Source organism: Kitasatospora sp. NPDC088779 (genome assembly GCF_040685395.1).
Lineage (GTDB): Bacteria > Actinomycetota > Actinomycetes > Streptomycetales > Streptomycetaceae > Kitasatospora.
This window is the reverse complement of record NZ_JBFBHW010000005.1, coordinates 14,290-34,820: the sequence shown is the minus strand read 5'-3', so window position 1 is coordinate 34,820 and position 20,531 is coordinate 14,290. Positions and strand designations below refer to the sequence as shown.

Annotated in this window: 22 protein-coding genes; 18 read left to right on the top strand and 4 right to left on the bottom strand. The window is 74.8% G+C overall.

The genetic code is table 11. From position 1 onward, the window contains the following. The first annotated feature begins 4 nt into the window (after positions 1 to 4). Genes AB0P03_RS05790 through AB0P03_RS05765 form a run of 6 tightly spaced genes read left to right on the top strand, consistent with a single transcriptional unit; the run spans position 5 to position 7,089 of the window. A complete protein-coding gene (locus tag AB0P03_RS05790) occupies positions 5 to 1,318 on the top strand; it encodes an O-antigen ligase family protein (RefSeq protein WP_363580613.1) in 1,314 nt (437 codons plus the stop codon). Next, positions 1,315 to 3,051, top strand: a complete 1,737-nt coding sequence (locus AB0P03_RS05785; protein ID WP_363627913.1) for a lipid II flippase MurJ — start codon at positions 1,315 to 1,317, stop codon at positions 3,049 to 3,051. Before AB0P03_RS05790 ends, AB0P03_RS05785 begins: the two co-directional genes overlap by 4 nt. Next, positions 3,041 to 3,955, top strand: a complete 915-nt coding sequence (locus AB0P03_RS05780) for a polysaccharide deacetylase family protein (protein WP_363580617.1) — start codon at positions 3,041 to 3,043, stop codon at positions 3,953 to 3,955. The genes AB0P03_RS05785 and AB0P03_RS05780 overlap by 11 nt, the downstream gene beginning before the upstream one ends. After that, positions 3,952 to 5,067 carry a glycosyltransferase gene (locus AB0P03_RS05775; protein WP_363627912.1) on the top strand — a complete coding sequence of 372 codons (1,116 nt, stop codon included), beginning with the start codon at positions 3,952 to 3,954 and terminating at the stop codon, positions 5,065 to 5,067. The genes AB0P03_RS05780 and AB0P03_RS05775 overlap by 4 nt, the downstream gene beginning before the upstream one ends. Before the next feature lie 49 nt (positions 5,068 to 5,116). Further along, on the top strand, positions 5,117 to 5,932 hold the full coding sequence (locus AB0P03_RS05770) for a Wzz/FepE/Etk N-terminal domain-containing protein (protein ID WP_363627911.1): 816 nt from the start codon (positions 5,117 to 5,119) through the stop codon (positions 5,930 to 5,932). Beyond that, the gene (locus AB0P03_RS05765) at positions 5,929 to 7,089 is read left to right on the top strand and encodes a GNAT family N-acetyltransferase (RefSeq protein ID WP_363627910.1); all 1,161 of its coding nucleotides are present in this window, start codon (positions 5,929 to 5,931) and stop codon (positions 7,087 to 7,089) included. The genes AB0P03_RS05770 and AB0P03_RS05765 overlap by 4 nt, the downstream gene beginning before the upstream one ends. Before the next feature lie 16 nt (positions 7,090 to 7,105). Here AB0P03_RS05765 and AB0P03_RS05760 read toward each other — a convergent pair whose 3' ends face one another. Next, positions 7,106 to 8,353, bottom strand: coding sequence for a glycosyl hydrolase (locus AB0P03_RS05760; protein WP_363627909.1), 1,248 nt, complete (start codon positions 8,351 to 8,353; stop codon positions 7,106 to 7,108). Between the two features lie 360 nt (positions 8,354 to 8,713). On the opposite strand from AB0P03_RS05760, the gene AB0P03_RS05755 reads away from it, so the two are divergent. The 9 genes from AB0P03_RS05755 (at position 8,714) to AB0P03_RS05715 (ending at position 15,670) form a co-directional block, all read left to right on the top strand. Beyond that, a complete protein-coding gene (locus tag AB0P03_RS05755; RefSeq protein WP_363580627.1) occupies positions 8,714 to 9,730 on the top strand; it encodes a hypothetical protein in 1,017 nt (338 codons plus the stop codon). Positions 9,731 to 9,935: 205 nt separating this feature from the next. Next, positions 9,936 to 11,534 (top strand): ribosomal protection-like ABC-F family protein, encoded by a 1,599-nt coding sequence (gene abc-f / locus AB0P03_RS05750; protein WP_363580629.1) that lies wholly within the window; start codon positions 9,936 to 9,938, stop codon positions 11,532 to 11,534. A gap of 327 nt (positions 11,535 to 11,861) precedes the next feature. Beyond that, entirely contained in the window at positions 11,862 to 12,095 is a 234-nt protein-coding gene (locus AB0P03_RS05745) for a helix-turn-helix domain-containing protein (protein ID WP_030059940.1), read from the top strand. A 232-nt stretch (positions 12,096 to 12,327) separates the two neighbouring features. Then, complete coding sequence (locus AB0P03_RS05740; protein WP_363627908.1) at positions 12,328 to 13,134, top strand: enoyl-CoA hydratase/isomerase family protein; 807 nt, start codon at positions 12,328 to 12,330, stop codon at positions 13,132 to 13,134. Positions 13,135 to 13,305: 171 nt separating this feature from the next. After that, entirely contained in the window at positions 13,306 to 13,848 is a 543-nt protein-coding gene (locus tag AB0P03_RS05735; protein WP_363580633.1) for an Asp23/Gls24 family envelope stress response protein, read from the top strand. Positions 13,849 to 13,900: 52 nt separating this feature from the next. Then, a complete protein-coding gene (locus AB0P03_RS05730) occupies positions 13,901 to 14,092 on the top strand; it encodes a hypothetical protein (protein WP_063349611.1) in 192 nt (63 codons plus the stop codon). Continuing rightward, positions 14,092 to 14,439 (top strand): Asp23/Gls24 family envelope stress response protein, encoded by a 348-nt coding sequence (locus tag AB0P03_RS05725; protein WP_363580635.1) that lies wholly within the window; start codon positions 14,092 to 14,094, stop codon positions 14,437 to 14,439. The genes AB0P03_RS05730 and AB0P03_RS05725 overlap by 1 nt, the downstream gene beginning before the upstream one ends. Further along, positions 14,436 to 15,032, top strand: a complete 597-nt coding sequence (locus AB0P03_RS05720) for a DUF6286 domain-containing protein (RefSeq protein WP_363627907.1) — start codon at positions 14,436 to 14,438, stop codon at positions 15,030 to 15,032. Before AB0P03_RS05725 ends, AB0P03_RS05720 begins: the two co-directional genes overlap by 4 nt. Further along, positions 15,029 to 15,670, top strand: coding sequence for an alkaline shock response membrane anchor protein AmaP (locus AB0P03_RS05715; RefSeq protein ID WP_363580639.1), 642 nt, complete (start codon positions 15,029 to 15,031; stop codon positions 15,668 to 15,670). Before AB0P03_RS05720 ends, AB0P03_RS05715 begins: the two co-directional genes overlap by 4 nt. A 42-nt stretch (positions 15,671 to 15,712) precedes the next feature. On the opposite strand, the gene AB0P03_RS05710 is transcribed toward AB0P03_RS05715, so the two are convergent. Then, complete coding sequence (locus AB0P03_RS05710; protein ID WP_363618537.1) at positions 15,713 to 16,483, bottom strand: SDR family oxidoreductase; 771 nt, start codon at positions 16,481 to 16,483, stop codon at positions 15,713 to 15,715. 191 nt (positions 16,484 to 16,674) lie between these two features. On the opposite strand from AB0P03_RS05710, the gene AB0P03_RS05705 reads away from it, so the two are divergent. Together AB0P03_RS05705 and trxA are read left to right on the top strand one after the other, a co-directional pair. Next, on the top strand, positions 16,675 to 17,100 hold the full coding sequence (locus tag AB0P03_RS05705; protein ID WP_350880255.1) for a MerR family transcriptional regulator: 426 nt from the start codon (positions 16,675 to 16,677) through the stop codon (positions 17,098 to 17,100). Between the two features lie 3 nt (positions 17,101 to 17,103). Beyond that, positions 17,104 to 17,436 (top strand): thioredoxin, encoded by a 333-nt coding sequence (trxA, locus tag AB0P03_RS05700; protein ID WP_063349617.1) that lies wholly within the window; start codon positions 17,104 to 17,106, stop codon positions 17,434 to 17,436. A gap of 46 nt (positions 17,437 to 17,482) precedes the next feature. Here trxA and AB0P03_RS05695 read toward each other — a convergent pair whose 3' ends face one another. After that, a complete protein-coding gene (locus tag AB0P03_RS05695) occupies positions 17,483 to 18,289 on the bottom strand; it encodes an SURF1 family cytochrome oxidase biogenesis protein (RefSeq protein ID WP_363627906.1) in 807 nt (268 codons plus the stop codon). Positions 18,290 to 18,320: 31 nt separating this feature from the next. Next, positions 18,321 to 19,316 carry a DEDDh family exonuclease gene (locus AB0P03_RS05690; RefSeq protein ID WP_363580645.1) on the bottom strand — a complete coding sequence of 332 codons (996 nt, stop codon included), beginning with the start codon at positions 19,314 to 19,316 and terminating at the stop codon, positions 18,321 to 18,323. A gap of 158 nt (positions 19,317 to 19,474) precedes the next feature. On the opposite strand from AB0P03_RS05690, the gene AB0P03_RS05685 reads away from it, so the two are divergent. Continuing rightward, entirely contained in the window at positions 19,475 to 20,518 is a 1,044-nt protein-coding gene (locus tag AB0P03_RS05685; protein ID WP_363580647.1) for a zinc-dependent alcohol dehydrogenase family protein, read from the top strand. Positions 20,519 to 20,531: the final 13 nt, after the last annotated feature.

Genomic DNA, 20,531 nt, shown 5'->3' with positions numbered 1-20,531 from the left:
CCGCGTGGCCCTGACCCTTCCCGCCGTCCCGCGGCTCGCGTTACGCAAGGCGCTGCCCGCGCTCGCGGACCGGCCCAGCCCGCTCGCCGCGGCGACCGTCCTGCTGGTCTGCGTGCCCACCGGTGAGAAGGACGTCGCCGCCGCCGTCCACGTCACCGCCGCCGACGTGGCCTCGCTGGCCCTGGTCGCCCTCACCGCGCTCAACCTGCTGCGCGGGCGGCTGCCCGCCGTCAGCCGCGCCACCTGCGTGCTGTTCGGCGGCATCGTGGTCGCCGCCGCCGTCGCCACCGTCGGCTCGATCGACCCGGCCACCAGCCTCACCGGCTTCGTCCGGCTCACCCAGGTGTTCGTCCTGGTACCGGCCGGGGTGCTCTGCTCGCTGCGCGACCGCGTCGACCAGCGGCTGGTCCTCGGCTCCTTCGTGCTCGCCGCGCTGATCCAGGGCGTGGTCGGCGCGCACCAGTACCTCACCCGGACCGGCGCCTCCTACACCGGCCAGCCGATCCGGGCCGTCGGCACCTTCGGCGCCCTCGACATCATGGCGATGTCCACGGTCGTCAGCTACGGCCTGCTCGCCGCCCTGGCCCTGGCGCTCGCCGAGCGCCGCCCCGGCGGCGACGTCCGGCTGCGCCGCGCCATGTTCGCGGCCGCCGCCTTCCTGGCCTTCCCGCTCGCCGTCTCGTTCAGCCGCGGCAGCTGGATCGCCACCGCCGCCGCGGCCACCGTGCTGCTGCTGCGCGCCGACGCCCGGCTCGCCGTCCGCGGCGCCGTCCTCGGCCTGGCCGCCGCGGTCGTCCTGGTCGGCGGCCTCGGCCTCGGCGCCTCCGGCGTCACCGAGCGTCTCAGCTCGATCGGTTCCGTCTCCGCCGCCCCCGACCAGTCCGTCTCCGACCGCTACGACCTGTGGTCCACCGCCGGGCGGATCTGGCAGGACCACCCCGTCCACGGCGCCGGCCCCAAGGCCTTCCAGCAACTGCGCGACAGCCACGCCCCGCTGCGGCTCTCCTCCGGCAGCGACGCCGCCGACCCCACCATCGGCTTCCAGCGCGAACCGCTGCTCTCCCCGCACAACATGTACTTCCTGGTGCTCAGCGAGCAGGGTCTGATCGGCATCGTCGCCTACGCCGCGCTCTTCCTCGGTCTGCTGCTCGGCTGCCTGCGCCACTCCCGCGGCCCGGCCCTCGCCGCCCTGGCCCTGCTCACCTGGGTGCTGGTCGACTTCCTGTACGCGGACATCGGTGGCACCACCACCGTGCTGACCTCCGTCGTCCTCGGCCTCGCGGCCCGGGCCTGCGTCGCGGAGGCCGACCCGCGATGACCACCGACCAGCCGGCCCTCGCCTCCGCCGTGCCCGCCCCGCGCGGCGCCGCCGACGGCCCGCCGTCCGGGCCCGACCCGGCCCCCCGGCGCGGCTTCCTCGCCAAGGCCTTCGGCATCACCGCCGTCCTCAGCGCCGCCGGATCCGGCCTCGGCCTGCTGCGCGACCTCCTGCTGGCCCGCTACTTCGGCGCCAACCAGGGCACCGACGCCTTCCTGGTCGCCTGGACCGTCCCGGAGACGGCCGCGCCGCTGCTGATCGAGGACGCCATGTCCTTCCTCATGGTGCCCGCCTTCGCGCTCGCCCTGGTGCTGCGCGAGGAGGACCCGGACGCCCCCGACCCGGTCCGCCAACTGGTCCGCGCCACCCTGCCCTGGCTGCTGCTCGCGCTCAGCGGGCTCGCGCTGGCCGCCGCCCTCGGCGCCCCGCAGCTGGTCGAGCTGCTCGCCCCCGGCCTGGCCAACCCCGGCCTCGCCGTCACCTGCACCCGGATCACCGCGATCACCGTGCTGCCGTTCGGCGTGGCCGGCTACCTCGCCGCCGCGCTGCGCGCCCACCACCGCTTCACCGCGCCGGCCGGCATCTACGTCGCCTACAACGTCGGCATCCTCGCCGTGCTGCTCGGCTGCCAGTCCTTCCTGGGCGTGCGCTCCGCCGCCCTGGGCGTCGCGCTCGGCAGCCTGCTGATGGCCGGCCTGCTGGTCGCCCCGTTCCTGCGCCGGCTGCGCCAGGGCGCGGGCCCGGGATCGCACCCCGGCGCGGGCCGCGCCAGCCGCTCCCGCAAGGCGCTGGTGCTGATGCCGTTCGCCCTGCTGCCGGTGGCCGCGTTCACCCTGACCCGCCAGTCGCAGGTCTTCGTCGAGCGCTACCTCGGCTCGGCGCTGCCGCCCGGTACCATCTCGCACCTCAACTACGCCGCCAAGGTCTCCCAACTGGCCATGACGGCCGGCATCCTGATCTGCACCGTCACCTTCCCGCTGGTCGCCCGGGCGCTGGCGGCCGGGGACCTCGCCGCCGCCCGGGACCGGGTCGAGAAGGACCTCGGCCAGGCCGCGGCGGTCGTCCTGGGCGGCACCGCCTTCCTGATGGCCTGCGCCCCCTCGGTGGTCTCGCTGCTCTTCCAGCGCGGCGCCTTCGGCCCGCAGGACACCGCCGCCACCGCCGCCGTCATCCGGGTCTACAGTTTCGGCCTGCCCGCCCAGGCGCTGATCGGCGTGATGATCCGCCCGTACTTCTCGCTGCGCCCGGTGGTCCGCCGGGCCGACGATCCGGGCACCGAGGACGGCGGCCGCCGGCTGCTGGACTGGTTCCCGGTCGCCGCGATGCTGCTCGGCCTCGGCGTCACCGTCGTGGTCAGCCTGCTCGCCACCCCCCGCTTCGGCGCCCTCGGGCTCGCCGCCGGGAACGCGGCCGGCATCACCGCCACCGCCGCACTGCTGCTGCACGGCCTGGTGCTGCGCGGCATCCCGCTGCGGCTGCGCCGGGTGCTCGGCGGCCACGCCCGGCTGGTGGCCGCCGCCGGCGGCGCCACCGCCCTCGGCGCCGCCGTCGCCGGGCTGGCCGCCGGCCCCCTGCTCTCCACCCTCCTCGGGGGCCTCACCGTGGCGCTGGCCTTCGCCGTCCTCGGCACCGGCCTCGGCGCGCGTGAGGTGCGCGGTCCGGTCCTCGCCGTGGCCCGGGCCCTGAACCCGCCAACCGTCGCCGATGAAGGGAAGCTTCCCCATGGACAATGAACGGGGAACCGTCCGTTCGGCCCAGGCGGGCGTCCGCCGCCAGGCCGTACCGGCCGCAGCCGCACCACGTGGCGACCTCCCGTACACCGACCCCGCCGGGCCGAAGGCGCAGCTGCCCAGGAGCCGCCGCCCGCTCGGCGAACCGTCCGGCCCCGGTTCCTCCTCGCCGTGGATCCTGATGTACCACTCGGTGGCGGTCGAGAAGGAGGACCCGTACCAGCTGACCGTCAGCCCCGAGCGGTTCGCCGAGCAGGTCGCCTGGCTGCACCGGCGCGGGCGGCGCGGCGTCTCCGTGCGCGAGCTGATGCGGGCCCGGGCCGTCGGCCGGGACGGCGGACTGGTCGGGCTGAGCTTCGACGACGGCTACGCGGACTTCGCGCGCCACGCCGTGCCGATCCTCCAGGCGTACGGCTTCACCGCCACCGCGTACGTGGTCGCCGACCTGCTCGGCCAGGACAACGGCTGGGACGCGAAGGGGCCGCGCAAGCAGCTGCTCACCGTCCAGGAGGTCACCGAACTCGCCGCCGCCGGTTGGGAGATCGGCTCGCACGGCCTCGGCCACCAGGCGCTGCCCGGCCTGCCGGCCGATGTCCTGGCGGTGCAGACCCGGGAGAGCCGGCGCCTCCTGGAGGAGGTGGTCGGCGGCCCGGTCACCGGCTTCTGCTATCCGTACGGCGCCGTCGACCTGCCCGCCACCGAGGCCGTGCGCGACGCCGGCTACGACTACGCCTGCGCCATCGCGCACTCCCCGCTCACCGGCCGCTTCGCGCTGCCCCGCTGCTACGTCGGCGACCGCGACGGCGCCTGGCGGCTGCGCGCCAAACGTGGCCGGCAGCGGCTGCGCGACGCCGTCACCGAGCTGCGCCGAAGCCCCCTGGCCGCCCGGCGGGGGGCCCGGCCGTGAGGGTCCTGCACATCGTCACCGGCCTCGCCTCGGGCGGCGCCGAGCGCCAACTCCACCTGCTGCTGAGGCACTTGCCCGCACACCAGCAGTGCGAGGTGGTCGCACTGACCAACCCCGGCACGGTCGCCGCCGCGCTGCGCGCCGACGGGGTGACCGTCCACCACCTCGGCATGCGCGGCAACCGCGACCTGGGCGCGCTGCCCCGGCTGGTCCGGCTGGTCCGCTCCGGCCGCTACGACCTGGTGCACACCCACCTGTACCGGGCGCAGCTGTACGGCCGGCTGGCGGCCCGGCTCGCCGGGGTCCGCACGGTGGTCTCCACCGAGCACTCGCTGCACGCCGGGGTGATCGAGGGCCGCCCGGTCACCCGCGGCGTCAAGGGCCTCTACCTGGCGGCCGAGCGACTCGGCAGCACCACCGTCGCGGTCTCCCGGCAGGTCGCCCAGACGCTGCACTCCTGGGGCGTCCCACCGGCCCGGGTCGAGCTGATCCCCAACGGCATCGACTCCGCCCGCTACCGCCGCCCGGCCGCAGACCGGGCCGCCACCCGCCGCCGGCTGCGGGCCGAACTCGGCCTGCCGGAGGGGAGCTGGGTGGTCGGCGGAGTCGGCCGGCTGGTCCCCGGCAAGCGCTTCGAGGTGCTGCTGGAGGCCCTCGCCGCTCTCGACCCGGCCGCCCGGCTGGTGCTGGTCGGCGCGGGCCCGGAGCGCGCCGCGCTGGAGCACCGGGCCGCCGAACTCGGCGTCCGGGAAAGGCTGGTGCTCACCGGCGAGCGCGACGACGTGCCCGACCTGCTGACCGCCCTGGACGTGCTGGCCGCCCCCTCCACCGCGGAGACCTTCGGCCTCGGCATCCTGGAGGGCCTCGCGGCCGGCCTGCCGGTGCGGCACAGCGCCTGCCCGGCGCTCGACGAACTGCCGCCCAGCGCCGCCCCGCAGGCCCGCCGGATCCCGTCCGAGGGCGCCGCGTACGCCGCCGCGCTGCGCGACCTGCGGCACCTGAACGACCACAACTCCGATCCGCTGCCGCACCCCCCGGCGGTCGGCCACTACGACATCGCCCGGGTCGCCGCAGACCTGGGCGCCCTCTACGACCGGCTGGCCCGCGCTTGACCGCCCGCCGCCGCCGGAACCGCCGTCACATACCCAAGGAGTCACACCCATGACCACACCGCGCCGAAGGGCCCGCCACCTGGTCCGCCGCTGGTGGCCGGTGGCGCTCGCGGTGCCGCTGGGCGCCGCGGCCGGCGCCGGGTACGCCGTCGTCTCGCACCCCTCGTACGCCGCCAGCGCCTACGTCCTCGTGGTGCCGCAGAACCCGGGGGAGGCCGCCACCGCGACCAACTTCGCCCAGGCGTACGGGCGGTTGGCGGGCCAGCCGCAGGTGCTCGCGGTGGCGGCCGCCGAGACCGGCCACACCCGTGCCGAGCTGGAGTCCCTGGTGCACGGGACCACCTCCCCGGACGCCCCGATGATCGAGATCACCGGCACCGGGACGCGCCCCCAGGAGGCGGCCCAGACCGCCGACGCGGTGGCCCGCTCGCTGGTCTCCTTCGCGAACACCAGCAGCAGGGACACCAGCGTCCGGCTGGTGACGCTGGCCCCGGCCGCCGAGCCGGACAAGCCGACCACCCCGTCCGCCACGCTGGACGTCGCGGTCGGTGGCGCGGCCGGGCTGCTGGTGGGGGCCCTGGTGATGATGACCCGCCGCCGGGGCGAGGCCGCCCTGCCGGAGGCCGCCGAGCCCGCCGAGGCCGCCGGGGCCCCGGTGGAGCCGACGACGCCGGCCACCCCCCGCCCGCGCGGCGAGGAGCCGCCCGCCGCCGACCAGGCCGGCAAGACCGGCCAGGCGGAGGAGACCGAGAAGGCCGAGAAGGCCGAGAAGGCGGAAGAGAAGCCCGGGAAGGCCGCTGCCGCGAAGAAGAGCGCCGAGGAGCCCCCGGCCAAGGAGAAGGCCGCGGCCGGGAGCGGGCGATGAGCACTGAGACCCGGCACGCCGGCCTCCCCGCCCAGCCGGCTGCGCCGGGCTGGACCACCGAGCTGCGCCGTGAGGACGACGCTCTGGACACCCTCGCCGAGGAGTGGGACGACCTGGCCGCCCGCTGCCGGACCGCCACCTTCTTCCAGGCCGCCGACTGGCAGCGCTCCTGGTGGCGCCACTACGGCAGCCCGGGCCGCCTGCTGGTGGTGCTCGTCCGCCGGGACGGCCTGCTGGTCGGCGCGGGTGCCTTCAGACGCCGCGGCGGCCCGCTCGGTGGGCTGACCGCCCTGGGCGCCGGGCTGGTCGACTACTCCGACGTGCTGCTCGACGACGACTGCGCCGACCGGGCCGCCGCCGAGTTCGCCGCCGCCCTCCCGCTCACCCGCCCGTGGCACTCCCTGGAGCTGCGCGAGGTGCACCCCGAGGCGGCGGTGCAGCGGGTGTACGAGCACTGGCACGGCCGACGCCGCCGCTACCAGGACTCGCTCTGCCAGTACCTGCCGGCCGTCCCGATGGACCGGCTGCTGAAGCGGGTGCCCGGCAAGACCGCGCAGCGCAGCCGGGTGAAGCTGCGCAAGATCGCCGAGGCCGGGGTGCAGGTCAGCTCGACGCCGGCGGCCGAGGTGCCGGCGGCGCTGGAGGGCCTGCTGCGGCTGCACTTCCTGCAGTGGCAGGAGCGCGGCGTCACCCCGGAGCACCGCACCGAGCGCTTCGCCCGCCACCTGACCGAGTCCACCGTCGGCCTGGTCGCCACCGGCAGGGCGGCCGTCCACCAGTTCCGGCTGAACGGCGAACTGGTCGCGGTGAACCTGCTGCTGCTCTGCCCCTCCTTCGGTGGCCTGTACATGTACGGCGCGCACCCGGTGCTGCGCGAGCGGCTGGACATCGCCGGGCTGCTGTTCAGCGCCGCCCTGGACGAGACGGTCGGCGCGGGCGTCCCGCTGCTCGGCCTGCTGCGCGGCCAGGAGCCCTACAAGCAGCGCTGGCGGCCGGACCAGCTGTCCAACCAGCGCCTGCTGTTCGGTCCGCCCGGGCCGGCGCCGGCGGCCGTCGCCCGGTCCGGCGCGGTGCGCGTCCGCCAGCAGGCGGCGCACGTGCTGCGGACCCGCTTCCCGCGGCTCAAGGAGGCCCTGCTGGCCCGCCGCCGCGGCTGACCGCCCCCGCCCGGGCTCAGCGCCGGGCGGGCGTCCGGGCCGTCGACGGGCTCGCGGACGGGCTCGCCGAGGGGCTTGCCGACGTGGTGGCCGAGGGGCCCGGCGACGGGCTCGCGGACGGGCCGGGCACCACGCTCGGGGCCCCGGGCACGGCCGAGGGCGTGGGCGGGCGCGGCGGGACGATCGGCGGGACGGGGGCCTGGGGCGCCGTCGGCACCACCGCCGGCGCCCCCTTCGACCCGGACATCAGCTGCTTGAACCGGGCGGCGGAGCGCGGGTTGCGGTCGCACTCGAAGAAGCCGTGCGGGCAGTAGTCGGTGACGGTCTGGTAGGCGGTGTCGTGGGTGCGCATCCACTCGACCATCCGCTGCACGAACTCCGGGTTGTCGCCGTTGCGGAACAGCCCCCACTCCGGGTAGGAGACCGGCTTGCCGCGCTTGGCGGCGAACTCCACCTGGTCCTGAAGCCCGTACGGCTCGCGCACGTAGTCGTCGAAGGTGCCCCCGGCGGGCTGGTCGTAGTTGTCCATGCCGATGATGTCGACCACGTCGTCGCCGGGGTAGCACTTGGTCCACGGGATGGCGTCCAGGCCCCGGTTCGGGGTGAAGTCGAAGCGGAACCGCTGCCCCGGCACCGAGCGCATCACGCCGACGATCCGTCGCCAGTACGCCTTCCACGCGGACGGGTCGGGCTTGCAGCGGTGCGTGTAGGTGACGCCGTTCATCTCCCAGCCGAGCGTGAGCACGGTGTCCGCGCCGCCGAGGGACACCAGCCGGTGGGCGAGCCGCAGGAAGTGCCGGTCGAAGTCCCCGCGCGCGCCCTGGGCGAGCAGCTTGGCGACCTCGCCGTCCGGCACGTTCGCCTCGTTGGGCACCAGCATCGGCACGCCGAGGACGAGCGTCCGGGACGGGTCGGCCAGCCGCCACTGCGACCACATGCCGAGCACCATCAGCTCGCCCTCGACGTCGGCCCAGCTGTTGCCCGCCAGGTAGGTGTGGCCGACTTGCAGGTTGGCGTCGCCCAGCCACTGCGCGTACCGGCCGATCTGCGGGATGTAGTCGTCCCAGGAACCGACGAAGGCGCCGAACGGCGGCTCGTGCTTGGGCCGCTGGACGGGCGGGCGGGGGGCGGCGCCGCGCGGCTCGAAGGCGTCCGAGGAGAGGGTGTGCCGTTCGGTCTGGCTGAGCGGCGACCCGGCCGGGACGCTGGCCGTGGCCATCAGCAGCAGGGCGGCGGCGGCCAGCGTCAGGCGGCCGATTCGCATGGTCTCTCCTCCGGGCGTCGCGGGGCGGGGGCGCGCTGGACGGACCGTGGCGCTCCGCTCGCCGACAGTAGGCCCGGCGGGCGTCGGAAAAGCCGAATGTCACCCTAAAGTGGGCGGTATTCGAACGCCGTCTGCCGCAACGCCCGGCCGGGCCTCGCCGCGTGTATCAGCTCTGTAACGGTCCGGCCGGGCCCCGGCGCCGGGCCCCGGAGCGGGCGGCGGCCCGGCCTCGGCACCGACGGTGCAGGTGGGCGGGCGGGTGCGCGGGGAGGGCGCGCGCGGCCGGACGCGCGGTCCGAGGGGTGGGGCGGGGGCGATTCCAGGCTGACTCGCGGGCCCGGTGAAAGGTACGCTCCGGCCGTGTCCTGGAAGCCGCTGCGTGTACTGACCCCCCGCTCGATCCTGCCTGCCCTGGCGGTGATGCTGGTCCTTGCGGCCGGTGCGGCGGCGCACGCCAACAAGCCGGTGCCGTTCGGCGACCGGGTGGCGGGGCCGGGCGAGGCGGAGGCCACGCCGGTCAGCACGCAGTCGCTGAGCACGGCCGACCTGGATCTGAAGGTCGGCCCCGGACTGGAGGCCTTCCACCGGCAGAGCGGCGAGCAGGCCTGGTCCTACCGCCGCGAGGGCGCCACCGCGCTGTACCTGTCGATGGCGGGGGACAACGCCATCGTGGTCTGGGACGACGGCCTGGTCACCTCGGTGCGCCCGGGCGACCACGAGGTGCGCTGGCACCGGGCGGTGCCCGGCCTGGCGGACTGGCTGCGCGGCGACGGTGAGCCCGGCGCCGACAAGCGCACCGACGCGCAGCGCAAGGAGCTGGCCCAGGAGCGGGCCGCGGCGGCCCTGCACACCGTCCCGCAGGGCGGCTCCGCCTGGGTGGCCGTGGTGACCCCGAACCTGACCATGGGCCTGCGCGACGCCGACGGTGACCTGCGCTACAACTCCAAGCCGCCCGGCAGCTGCGTCTACGACCCGCTGCGCACGGTCGGCACCGAGTACGCCGTGCTCGTCCCGCGCAGCTGCACCAACAGCGCCGGGCAGGCCGTCTCCGGCGGCATCAACGGGTACCGGCTGGACAGCACCGGCTGGCAGCTGAACACCGGCCCGAGCGCCTCGGTCAAGGCGCTGGACGGCAGCCGGGTGCTGATCACCGACGGCCCGATCGTTCCGGCCCGGGTGTTCGACACCAAGGCGGCCGCCCCCGAGGCGGCCTGCGGCAGCCCGTCCGCGCCGTTCGCGGCGGTCCGTCCGCAGGGCGGTTGCACCGACCCGGCGGCGAGCCCGGCCCAGGACGCCCCGGTGGGTCAGGACGCCCCGGTGGGCGACCAGGTGCCCATGCAGCTCCAGGCGCAGCAGCCTCAGCAGTCCCAGCAGTAACGCCGCCCGCCGGTACCCCTGGGCGGTAGCCCCGGGGGTTTCCGCGCGGCCCGGTAGACTTGCCGTCATGGCTGACTTCTCCGGGCAATAGCGGGCGCGCGGCACCGCCTCGTGCGCTGTGCCGACCACCGACGACGCCCCTTCCCGCTGCCCGGCCCCGGGCCCCGTCCGGCCGCCCGCCCACGTCCCAGGAGTAGTTTCCGCCATGATTTCCGCCAACGCCCTTGAGCTGCGCGCCGGTGCCCGAATCCTGATCGAGTCCGCGAACTTCAAGGTCGCCGCCGGCGACCGGATCGGCCTGGTCGGGCGCAACGGCGCCGGCAAGACCACGCTGACCAAGGTGCTGGCCGGCGAGGGCATGCCGGCCTCGGGCACGGTGACCCGCTCCGGTGAGGTCGGCTACCTCCCGCAGGACCCGCGCACCGGCGACCTGGACGTCCTCGCCAAGGACCGCATCCTCTCCGCCCGCGGCCTCGACACCGTGCTCAAGAAGATGCGCGAGAACGAGGACCGGATGGCCAACGGCCAGGGCGCCACCCGGGACAACGCGATGAAGAAGTACGCGCGCCTGGAGACCGAGTTCCTCACCAAGGGCGGGTACGCCGCTGAGGCCGAGGCCGCCACCATCGCGGCCGCCCTGGGCCTGCCGGACCGCATCCTGAACCAGGAGCTGCACACTCTCTCCGGTGGTCAGCGCCGCCGCGTCGAGCTGGCCCGGATCCTGTTCTCGGACTCCGACGTGCTGCTGCTCGACGAGCCCACCAACCACCTCGACGCCGACTCGATCGTCTGGCTGCGGGACTTCCTGAAGACCTACAAGGGTGGCTTCATCGTCATCTCGCACGACGTCGAGCTGGTCGAGACGGTCGTCAACAAGGTCTTCTACCTGGACGCCAACCGCTCCGCCATCGACGTCTACAACATGGGCTGGAAGCAGTACCAGCAGCAGCGTGAGGACGACGAGAAGCGCCGCAAGCGCGAGCGGGCCAACGCCGAGAAGAAGGCCGCGACCCTCAACTCCCAGGCCGACAAGATGCGGGCCAAGGCGACCAAGACGGTGGCCGCGCAGAACATGGCCCGCCGTGCCGAGAAGCTGCTCTCCGGCCTGGAGCAGGTGCGCCAGAACGACAAGGTCGCCAAGCTGCGCTTCCCGGACCCGGCGCCCTGCGGCAAGACCCCGCTGACGGCCAGCGGGCTCTCCAAGTCCTACGGTTCGCTGGAGATCTTCACCGACGTCGGCCTGGCCATCGACCGCGGTTCGCGGGTCGTCATCCTCGGCTTCAACGGCGCGGGCAAGACCACCCTGCTGCGGATGCTCGCCGGGGTGGAGCAGCCGGACACCGGCGAGGTGATCCCGGGCCACGGCCTGAAGATCGGCTACTACGCCCAGGAGCACGAGACCCTGGACCCGGACCGCACGGTGCTGGAGAACATGCGTTCCTCCGCGCCGGACACCGACCTGGTGCAGATCCGCAAGATCCTCGGTTCCTTCCTGTTCTCCGGCGACGACGTCGACAAGCCGGCCGGGGTGCTCTCCGGCGGTGAGAAGACCCGGCTCGCGCTGGCCTCGCTGGTGGTCTCCAGCGCCAACGTGCTGCTGCTCGACGAGCCCACCAACAACCTCGACCCGGCCAGCCGCGAGGAGATCCTCGGCGCACTGCGGGAGTTCTCCGGCGCGGTCGTGCTGGTCACCCACGACGAGGGCGCCGTGGAGGCGCTCCAGCCGGAGCGGATCATCCTGCTGCCGGACGGGGTCGAGGACCTCTGGAGCCCGGCGTACGCCGATCTGGTCTCGCTGGCCTGACCGGGTGTAGACGCGATCTCCGCTTTTAGGACCAGAAAAACTAGTACTTACGGCGTGTCCGGGAATGAAGAAAGCCTGGATTCCGTTTAAGGACTTCCTGTCGGCCCGCCACTCGATCGTGGTCGGGCCGACACTGCTGATCAGCCCTTTCTCGGCGGATGGCGGAATCCGCCCGGGGGCGCGCACTCTACGTGAGCGCCCTGATGCGCTCGGATCACCACCGCAGGACCACGCATTCCCGACATCGACCTTGCCGAATGGGTGGCCAGGACGCGGTGGATGGGTGATCATGGGAATCTGACCGAGCAACGCTACGAGGAGGCACGGGTGGCCGAGACTCTGAAAAAGGGCAGCCGGGTGACCGGTGCCGCGCGTGAGAAGCTCGCGGCCGATCTCAAGAAGAAGTACGACTCCGGGGCGAGCATTCGCGCTCTCGCGGAGGAGACCGGTCGTTCGTACGGCTTTGTGCACCGGATGCTGAGCGAGTCCGGAGTCATTCTCCGGGGCCGCGGTGGTGCCACGCGTGGCAAGAACAAGGCGACTGCCGGGGCCGGTTCCTGACGGTCCGTCAGCTCATGGCTGGATGGCGCGGCGGCAGGGCGCCGACCGGGGAGACGAGAACCGATCGTCCGCCCTCGGGTCGAGTGGACCGGCCGCCGATCGTCATGTCCGGGGTGTCGTCCGCCCCCGGGCGCGCTCCTTCCGTCGATCTTTCCGGGCCGGCGCCCTGCCGGCGCGCGCCCAGGTTTGTTACTCTCCGGTAGCCAAGCCCCTCGCCACCGGAGGTCCCCGCATGACCGCCCCCGTCACCGACCCGCAGGCCCCGAGCTGGGAGCAGGACGGCGTCCGCCTGGAGATCGACGGCGAGCTCGCCGTCGTCACCCTGTGTCAGCCCAAGCGGCGCAACGCCCAGTCGCCCGCCCTGTGGCGCGCCCTCGCCGCCGCGGGCCGTGACCTGCCCGGCGGCGTCCGGGTGGTCCTGCTGCGTGCGGAGGGCGTCTCCTTCTCGGCGGGCCTGGACCGGGCCATGTTCACCCCCGAGGGCATCCCCGGCGAGCCCACCTTCCTCCAGCTCGCCAGCGCCCCCGACCAGGAGCTCGACGACACCATCGCCTCCTACCAGCAGGCCTTCACCTGGTGGCGCCGCCCCGACCTGGTCTCCATCGCCGCCGTCCAGGGCCATGCCGTCGGCGCCGGCTTCCAGCTCGCCCTCGGCTGTGACCTGCGCGTCGTCGCCGACGACGTCCAGTTCGCCATGAAGGAGACCTCGCTCGGCCTCGTCCCCGACCTGGCCGGCACCAAGCCGCTCACCGAACTCGTCGGCTACGCGCGGGCGCTGGAGATCTGCGTCACCGGCCGCTGGGTCGGCGCCGAGGAGGCCGCCGCCATCGGGCTGGCCAACCTGGCCGTCCCCGGTGCGGAACTGGACGCCGCCGCCCGCGACCTCGCCGCCGCCCTGCTGGGCGCGCCGCGCAACGCCGTCATCGAGACCAAGGCCCTGCTCCAGGGCGCCGCCGGCCGCTCCTTCGACGAGCAGCGCTCGGCCGAACGGGCGGCGCAGGCCCGCCGCCTGCGGGACCTCGCCGGGATCGGCGACTAGCCAGGCTGCGTCGTGTGAACGGGCCCGGCCCGGGGAGTGCTCCCCGGGCCGGGCCCTCGGCGTTCCGGAGGCATCCCGGTGGCCCTCCCGGCGGGCGCGGAACGTGGCGAAATGTCAGAGTTATGGGGATTTGCGATATAGCTGGAGCCGTACGACGGGAGATGCGCCCCCATGCCTGACACTCCGACCCCCGCCACCATGCACAAGAACCCCGGCCACGCCGCGGCCGCCGGCTCCGCCGCCCACGCGCCGTCCTCGCCGTCCTCGGCCTCCGCCGCGACCGACGCCGGCAAGCCGACCGGCGAGCGCGGCCGCACGGCGCTGGCCGTCGGCGTGGTCGAGAAGATCGCCGGGATGGCCGCCCGCGAGGTCAACGGCATCCACGCCCTCGGCTCTGGCCTCGCCCGCACCTTCGGCGCGATGCGCGACCGGGTGCCGGGCGGCAAGTCCGGCGTCGGGCGCGGCATCAAGGCCGAGGTCGGCGAGAAGCAGACCGCCATCGACATCGCCCTGGTCGTCGAGTACGGCGTGGTCATCCCCGAACTCGCCCGGCAGGTACGGGAGAACATCATCGACGCGGTCGAGCGGATGACCGGCCTGGAAGTCGTCGAGGTCAACATCGCGGTCAACGACGTCCATCTCCCCGACGAGCCGGACGTCGAGGAGGAGGAAGAGGAGACGGTCGTCGCGGGGCAGCGGCCCAAACTCAAGTAGCGAGCCCACGAAGCGCCCGGCGGCGGGCGGCAGCGAGGACGAGGAGTAGCGGATGAACCTGGCCATCGTCGGCCTGGTGGTGGGCATGGCCCTCGGCTTCGCCGGGTACTTCGGCGGTTTCGCGGCGTTCCTGCTGGTCGCCGCGCTCGGGCTGGTCGGCTTCGTGGCCGGCCGCCTGCTGGAGGGCGACATCGAGCTGGGCGACCTCGGCGACCTGCTCCGCGGCCGCGACCGGCGCCGTTGATGGCGGCTCCCACCACCAGTGCCCGCCGCGAACCCGCGGCCCGGGGCCGACTCCGGATCGCCGACCGCGTCTACGCCCGCATCGCCGCCCGGGCCGCCCGCGAGGCCCTCGCCGACGCCTGGACCGGCCGCACCGCCAAGGGCGCACCGCCCACTGTCTCGGTGGCCGTGCCCGGCAGCACCGTGACCGTCCGGGTCGCCGTCGCACTGCCCTTCCCCGCCGACCTCGCGGCGCTCGCCCGGGCCGTCCGCGAACGCGTCGCCGCGCAGGTCGCCGGGTTCACCGGGACCAGGGTGTCCGAGGTGGTCGTCGTCGTGGAGCGGCTGGTGACCGGGGGAGTGTCATGAGTACGGGGGTCGAACCGGTGCCCGGCGAGGAGGCGACGGCGGTCGGGGACGGGCCCCCGCCGGAGAAGGTGCGGCGGCCGCGGGCGCCGCGGGCCGTCGTCGCGGCGCTCGTCGCCACCGTGCTGCTGGTGCTCGCGGGCGCGCTGCTGTACGACGTGGTCGCCGTCCGCGCCGGGTACCCGACCCGCCGGTGGCGCGCCCGGATCGCCGACGAACTGGCCACCCGTCACCTCGACGACCTGTGGGTGCTGGTGGGTGCCGGCGCCGCCGTCCTCCTCGGCGGGGTGCTGCTCTGGCTGGCCCTCGCCCCCGGTCTCGGCCGCTGGCTCCCGCTGCGCCCGCACGGCGACACCGGCGCCGCCATCGACCGGGCCGGCATCGGGCACCTGCTCGCCGACCGCGCCGCCGGACTCCAGGGCATCGACGAGCTGCGGATCCGGATCAGCCGCCGGCGCGTCCGGGTCACCCTCATCGGGGCGGCGGACCCGGTGTCGGTCCAGTGCCAACTGCGGGACGAGCTGGCACGGGTGACGCTGGCCCGGCCGCTGCGCCTCGACGTGCGGGCGGCGCCCGGGGCGGGGGCGACGGGATGAGGCGGACGGGCGTCAACCGGCTGCTGCTGGGGGTGGTCGGGGCGGTGCTGCTGGCCGTCGGCGTGCTGGTGCTGGCCGGCGGGCTCGACCTGTACCGGCGGCTCGGCGCCGACCCGCCGGGCTGGTGGCCGCTCACCTCCCCGGACCAGCCGGTGCTCAGTGCCCGCTCGCGCACCCGCTGGGCGGATTCGACCTGGTGGTGGCCCACCGTCATCGGCGGGCTGGCCGTGGTGATCGCGGGCACCGCCTGGTGGCTGGTGGCGCAGCTGCGGCGCAGCGGCCCGGCCGGCCTCGTCGTGCCGACGCCCGGTGCCACCGGACTCCGGCTGCGGGTCCGCACCCGGGCGCTGGAAGAGGCACTGGAGAACGGGACGGCCACGCTCCCCGAAGTCGAGCGCGCGGGCGTACGCCTGGTGCGCGCACCTGGGCATCCGCGGCTGCGGGGCGCTGTCCGGCTCACCCCCGGTGGCGATCCGGCGGCCCTGGTGGAGCACTTCGACACCGGCCCGCGAACCGACGCCCGGACCAGCCTGGGCCTCCCGGAACTCCCCGCCGACCTGCGGATCCGGGTCCTCCAGGCCGCCCGGCCCGAGTCGCGACGGCGCCGAGGGCGGCGCAGGCCCCCGCGGGTGGAGTGAACCGGGGGCGGGCGGAGTCGGACGCCCGCCCCCGTGTGTGTCCTAGAGGGGACGCAGGGCGCCGCCGTCGACGGGGATCATCACACCGGTCAGGTAGGAGGCGGCGGGGGAGAGCAGGAAGGCCGCGACCTTGCCGAACTCCTCGGGGGTGCCGTAGCGGCCGAGCGGGATGGTCGCGGCGGCCTGGGCGCGGGCGCCGTCCGGGTCGCCGCCCAGGGAGTCCAGCTCGCGCACCCGGTCGGTGTCGATCCGGGCCGGGAGCAGGCCCACCACCCGGATGCCGCGCGGGCCGAGCTCGTCGGCGAGGGACTTGGCGGCCATCGCCAGCCCCGGGCGCAGGCCGTTGGAGATGCCCAGGCCGGGGATCGGCTGGCGCACCGAACCGGAGAGCACGAAGCCGATCACGCCGCCCTCGCCGAGGGCTGCGGCGGCGGCGCGGGCGAGCCGCAGCGCGCCGAGGAAGACCGACTCGAACGCGTCGCGCCAGGCCTCCTCGGGGGCGGTGGCCACCGGGCCGGCCTGGGGGCCGCCGACGCTGATCAGTACGCCGTCGAGCCGGCCGAAGTGCCCGGTCGCCTCGGCGATCAGCCGTTCGGCGGTCGCCGGGTCGGCGTTGTCGGCGGCCAGGCCGTGGGCCGTCCCGGCGCCGCCGATGGCGTCCAGCTCGGCGACGGCGGCGGCCACGGACTCCTTGCCGCGCCCGCTGACCAGCACCCGGGCTCCGTCGGCGGCCAGCTCCCGGGCGGCGGCGAAGCCGAGGCCCCGGGTGGCGCCGGTGGCCACGTACACCTTGTCCTTCAGTCCAAGATCCATGGGGCCATCCTGCCGGGTGGCGGGCGCGAGGGGGAGGGCTGGGGGCGGGTGGCGGGGTGGCGTGGCGCCGGGGGCGGTGGAGGGGGCCGGGGTGAGGTGGGGCCGGGGGCGGGCTGGCGTTGACGTCCGGGTCAAGGTCTACCGTCGGTCCCGGCGGCGTGCGGAGGCGGGCCGGGAGAGCGGGTGCGGGGATGCGGATCGGGGAGCTGGCGGAGCGGGCGGGGACGACCACCCGGGCGCTGCGGTACTACGAGCAGCTCGGCCTGCTGCCGGCCCGCCGGGCGGGCAACGGCTACCGGGCGTACGACGAGGAGGACCTGCGGCTGCTGCGGCAGATCCGGACGCTGCAGGACTTCGGGTTCGGCCTGGAGGAGACCCGTCCGTTCGTGGAGTGCCTCCAGGCGGGCCACCCCGAGGGCGACTCCTGCCCGGCCTCGCTGGAGGTGTACCGGCGCAAGCTCGCCGAACTGGACGAGTGCATCGCCCGGCTCCAGGACGTCCGGGCCCGGGTGGCCGGGCAGTTCGACCGGGCGGTACGGGCCCGGGACGGGCTGGCGGCCGAGCCCTCCGGACAGCCGCCGCGCTGTGAACTGGCGAACGAATGGGCGAAGGAGTAGACGATGGTGCAGATCCCAGGGGTGCCCGCGGTGACGGACGACACGTTCGCCGCGGAGGTGCTGGCGGCCGAAGGTCCGGTGCTGGTGGACTTCACGGCGGACTGGTGCCCGCCGTGCCGGATGATGGCGCCGGTGCTGGCGGACGTCGCCCGCGAGGAGGCGCACCGGCTGCGGGTGGTCAGCGTGGACGTGGACCGCAATCCGCGCACCCAGGCCGCGTACGGGGTGCTGTCGATGCCGACGCTGATGGTGTTCCGCGGCGGCGAGCCGGTGCGCTCGGTGGTCGGAGCCCGGGCCAAGGCGCGGCTGCTGCGCGAGCTGGAGGACGTGCTGTAGGCGGTTCTCCGGGGCGTTTGCGGGGCCGTCCTTCCGGGCCGGGGCCTCAGGCCGCCGGTACGGCCTCGACCGGCACCTCGGCCTCGGCGGCCTGCTTGGCCCGGTCCTTGGCCTCGCGGCGGGCCAGCACCCCGACCCCGACCGGGATCATCGCGGTGAACAGCCACCACTGGATCGCGTACGCCATGTGCGGGCCGATGTCGGAGTGGTTGGGCTCGGGGATCAGCTCGGGCTGGTCGGCGGGGGCCGGGGTGGTGGCGGTGAGCTCCAGGTAGCCGCCGAGCACGGTGGTGACGCCGGTCTCCTTGGCCTGCTGCTCGGTGTTGATCAGGTTGAACTGCCGGTCGGGCAGGCCGGCGCGGTCCTTGATACCGCTGCTGCCCGTGGTCTCGTCGGCGCGCATCCGACCGGTGAGGGAGACCTCGCCGGTCGGGGCGGCCGGGACCGTCGGGTAGGCGGTGGCGCCGCCGTCGCCGGCCACCCAGCCGCGGTTGACCAGGATGCTGCCCCTGCCGTCGGAGAGCTTGAGCGGGGTGATGACGAAGTAGCCGATCGTGTCCCCGCTGGAGTCGGTCCGCTTGCGGACGACGAACTCGTGCGCCGTGTCGTACTGCCCGGTGGCCGTCACCGGATGCCAGATGAGGTCCTTGGGCACCGTGAAGCCGGGGGTCGACGACACCGTGTCGAACGGCACCGGGGCGACGGTGAGGGCCTTGCCGATCAGGTCGTTCCGGGCCACCCGCGCCTCGTGGCGGTGCAGCTGCCAGAAGCCCAGCTCGATCGTCGCGGGGATCAGCAGCAGCGCGATCAGCATGGTGATCAGCCACTGGCGGGTCAGCAGAAAACGGTACACATGGGCACGGTACGCCGACCTCACATCCGGCTCACGCACCGGGGTGCGGCGCGACTTCGCGGAGCAGTTGGAGGAAGGCGTCCTCGCCGACCACCGGCGTGCCGACCTCGCGGGCCCGGCGGGCCTTGCCGCTCCAGCTGTTCGGCTCGTTGGTGACCAGCAGGCTGGTGAGCCGGCTCACCGAGGTGGCGATGTGCAGGCCGGCCTCGGCGGCGCGGTCCTCCAGCAGCTCCCGGTCGGTGGCGGTGTCGCCGGTGAAGGCCACCCGCATACCCTGCACCAGCGGCTTGCCGTCCTCCCAGCGTCCGGGGTTGGGGTACGGGCAGGGCGGGCGCTTCTTGGCCTGGCGGTAGGCGGCGCCGGTCCAGGAGGCGCGGCCGGGCGTGGCGGGCTCGTCCTCGCCGAGGTCGGTGACCGCCACGCAGGCCTGCACCGGCAGCGGGACGCCGCCCTGGCGCGCCAGGTGCAGGCTGGGGCGGAACGCCTCGGCGAGCACCCGGGCGTCGTCCAGGGCGTTGTGCGCGTGCTGCTGGCGGACGCCGAAGTGGGCGGCGAGCGAGGACAGCTTGCCGTTGGGCAGCGGCAGCCGCAGGTCGCGGGAGAGCACCATGGTGCAGATCCGCTGCTCGACCGGGGCGCGCAGGCCGGCCCGGGAGAACTCGCGCGAGATCATGTTCCAGTCGAAGAGCGCGTTGTGGGCGACCAGGACCCGGCCGTTCAGCCGGTCGGCGAACTCGTCGGCGATCTGCGGGAAGGTCGGGGCGCCCGAGAGCAGCTCCGCCGTGAGGCCGTGGATCCAGACCGGCCCCGGGTCCCGCTGGGGGTTGACCAGGGTGTACCAGTGGTCGGTGACCTCGCCGTCCGGGTCCAGCTGGTAGACGCCCGCCGAGATGACGCGGTCCGAGCGGCCGAGGCCGGTGGTCTCGACGTCGACCACCGCGAAGCCCTCGGCGGGGGCGGCGGTGCGCTGGGCGGGGACCGGGACGGTCCGCGGCGCGCCGTACGTCTCGGGCTGGATCGGTTGCATGGTCCAACAGGATAAGCGCCGCCGGGCCCGTGTCCGGTCGAAATGTTCCGGCCGAGCGACCGGAATAGAGTATTCCGCATAGGCGTCGCCTATCCGGTCGACGCCATCCACCGGCTGTCGACACCCTCCGACGGCCGACTCCGTAAGGACGAACTCCCATGCGCGCCACCGTGATCCACGGCCCCAATGACATCCGGATCGAAGAGGTCCCGGACCCGGTGATCCAGCACCCGACGGACGTCGTGGTGCGGGTGGTGAACGCCTGCATCTGCGGCAGCGACCTGTGGGCGTACCGCGGGGTGGCCCAGCGGGTGGCCGGGCAGCGGATCGGGCACGAGTTCCTGGGCGTGGTCGAGGAGGCGGGCGCCGAGGTGCGCGGCTTCGCGCCGGGCGACCTGGTGGTGGCGCCGTTCGTCTGGTCGGACGGCAGCTGCGACTTCTGCCGGGAGGGCCTGCAGACCTCCTGCCCGCACGGCGGGTTCTGGGGCCAGGTCGGCTCCGACGGCGGCCAGGGCGAGGCGGTGCGGGTGCCGTTCGCGGACGGCACGCTGGTGAAGCTGCCGAAGGAGGCCGCGGGCGACGAGAAGCTGCTGCCGGGGCTGCTGGCGCTGTCCGACGTGATGGCCACCGGGCACCATGCCGCCGTGTCGGCCCGGGTGCGCCCGGGCGTGACGGTCGCCGTGGTCGGCGACGGCGCGGTGGGCCTGTGCGGCGTGCTGGCGGCGCACCGGCTGGGCGCGGACCGCATCATCGCGCTGGGCCGGCACACCGCCCGCACCGACCTGGCCCGGCGCTTCGGCGCGACCGACGTGGTGGCCGAGCGCGGCGAGGCCGCGATCGAGGCGGTCAAGGAGCTGACCGGCGGCCAGGGCGCGCACGCCGTCCTGGAGGCCGTCGGGACCGAGGAGTCGATGCGCACGGCCGTCTCGATCGCCCGGGACGGCGGCGCGGTGGGCTACGTCGGCGTTCCGCACGGCGGCAGTGCGGGCGTCGACATCGGTCAGATGTTCGGCCGAAACGTTTCGCTCAATGGCGGCGTCGCCCCGGCCCGTGCCTACATCCCCGACCTGCTGCCGGACGTCCTCTCCGGGGCCATCGAGCCCGGTCTGGTGTTCGACCGCACGGTGGGCCTGGACGGTGTCCCGGACGGCTACCGGGCAATGGACGACCGCTCGGCGCTGAAGGTCCGGATCGCCTTCTGACGATGCGTCAGAA

Excerpts from the sequence above, each read along its gene's own strand:
- AB0P03_RS05785 (WP_363627913.1), top strand. The coding sequence starts at position 1,315 with ATGACCACCGACCAGCCGGCCCTCGCCTCCGCCGTGCCCGCCCCGCGC.
- AB0P03_RS05780 (WP_363580617.1), top strand. The coding sequence starts at position 3,041 with ATGGACAATGAACGGGGAACCGTCCGTTCGGCCCAGGCGGGCGTCCGC.
- AB0P03_RS05770 (WP_363627911.1), top strand. The coding sequence starts at position 5,117 with ATGACCACACCGCGCCGAAGGGCCCGCCACCTGGTCCGCCGCTGGTGG.
- AB0P03_RS05765 (WP_363627910.1), top strand. The coding sequence starts at position 5,929 with ATGAGCACTGAGACCCGGCACGCCGGCCTCCCCGCCCAGCCGGCTGCG.
- AB0P03_RS05760 (WP_363627909.1), bottom strand. The coding sequence starts at position 8,353 with ATGCGAATCGGCCGCCTGACGCTGGCCGCCGCCGCCCTGCTGCTGATG.
- abc-f (WP_363580629.1), top strand. The coding sequence starts at position 9,936 with ATGATTTCCGCCAACGCCCTTGAGCTGCGCGCCGGTGCCCGAATCCTG.
- AB0P03_RS05740 (WP_363627908.1), top strand. The coding sequence starts at position 12,328 with ATGACCGCCCCCGTCACCGACCCGCAGGCCCCGAGCTGGGAGCAGGAC.
- AB0P03_RS05735 (WP_363580633.1), top strand. The coding sequence starts at position 13,306 with ATGCCTGACACTCCGACCCCCGCCACCATGCACAAGAACCCCGGCCAC.
- AB0P03_RS05730 (WP_063349611.1), top strand. The coding sequence starts at position 13,901 with ATGAACCTGGCCATCGTCGGCCTGGTGGTGGGCATGGCCCTCGGCTTC.
- AB0P03_RS05725 (WP_363580635.1), top strand. The coding sequence starts at position 14,092 with ATGGCGGCTCCCACCACCAGTGCCCGCCGCGAACCCGCGGCCCGGGGC.
- AB0P03_RS05720 (WP_363627907.1), top strand. The coding sequence starts at position 14,436 with ATGAGTACGGGGGTCGAACCGGTGCCCGGCGAGGAGGCGACGGCGGTC.
- AB0P03_RS05715 (WP_363580639.1), top strand. The coding sequence starts at position 15,029 with ATGAGGCGGACGGGCGTCAACCGGCTGCTGCTGGGGGTGGTCGGGGCG.
- AB0P03_RS05710 (WP_363618537.1), bottom strand. The coding sequence starts at position 16,483 with ATGGATCTTGGACTGAAGGACAAGGTGTACGTGGCCACCGGCGCCACC.
- AB0P03_RS05705 (WP_350880255.1), top strand. The coding sequence starts at position 16,675 with ATGCGGATCGGGGAGCTGGCGGAGCGGGCGGGGACGACCACCCGGGCG.
- trxA (WP_063349617.1), top strand. The coding sequence starts at position 17,104 with ATGGTGCAGATCCCAGGGGTGCCCGCGGTGACGGACGACACGTTCGCC.
- AB0P03_RS05690 (WP_363580645.1), bottom strand. The coding sequence starts at position 19,316 with ATGCAACCGATCCAGCCCGAGACGTACGGCGCGCCGCGGACCGTCCCG.
- AB0P03_RS05685 (WP_363580647.1), top strand. The coding sequence starts at position 19,475 with ATGCGCGCCACCGTGATCCACGGCCCCAATGACATCCGGATCGAAGAG.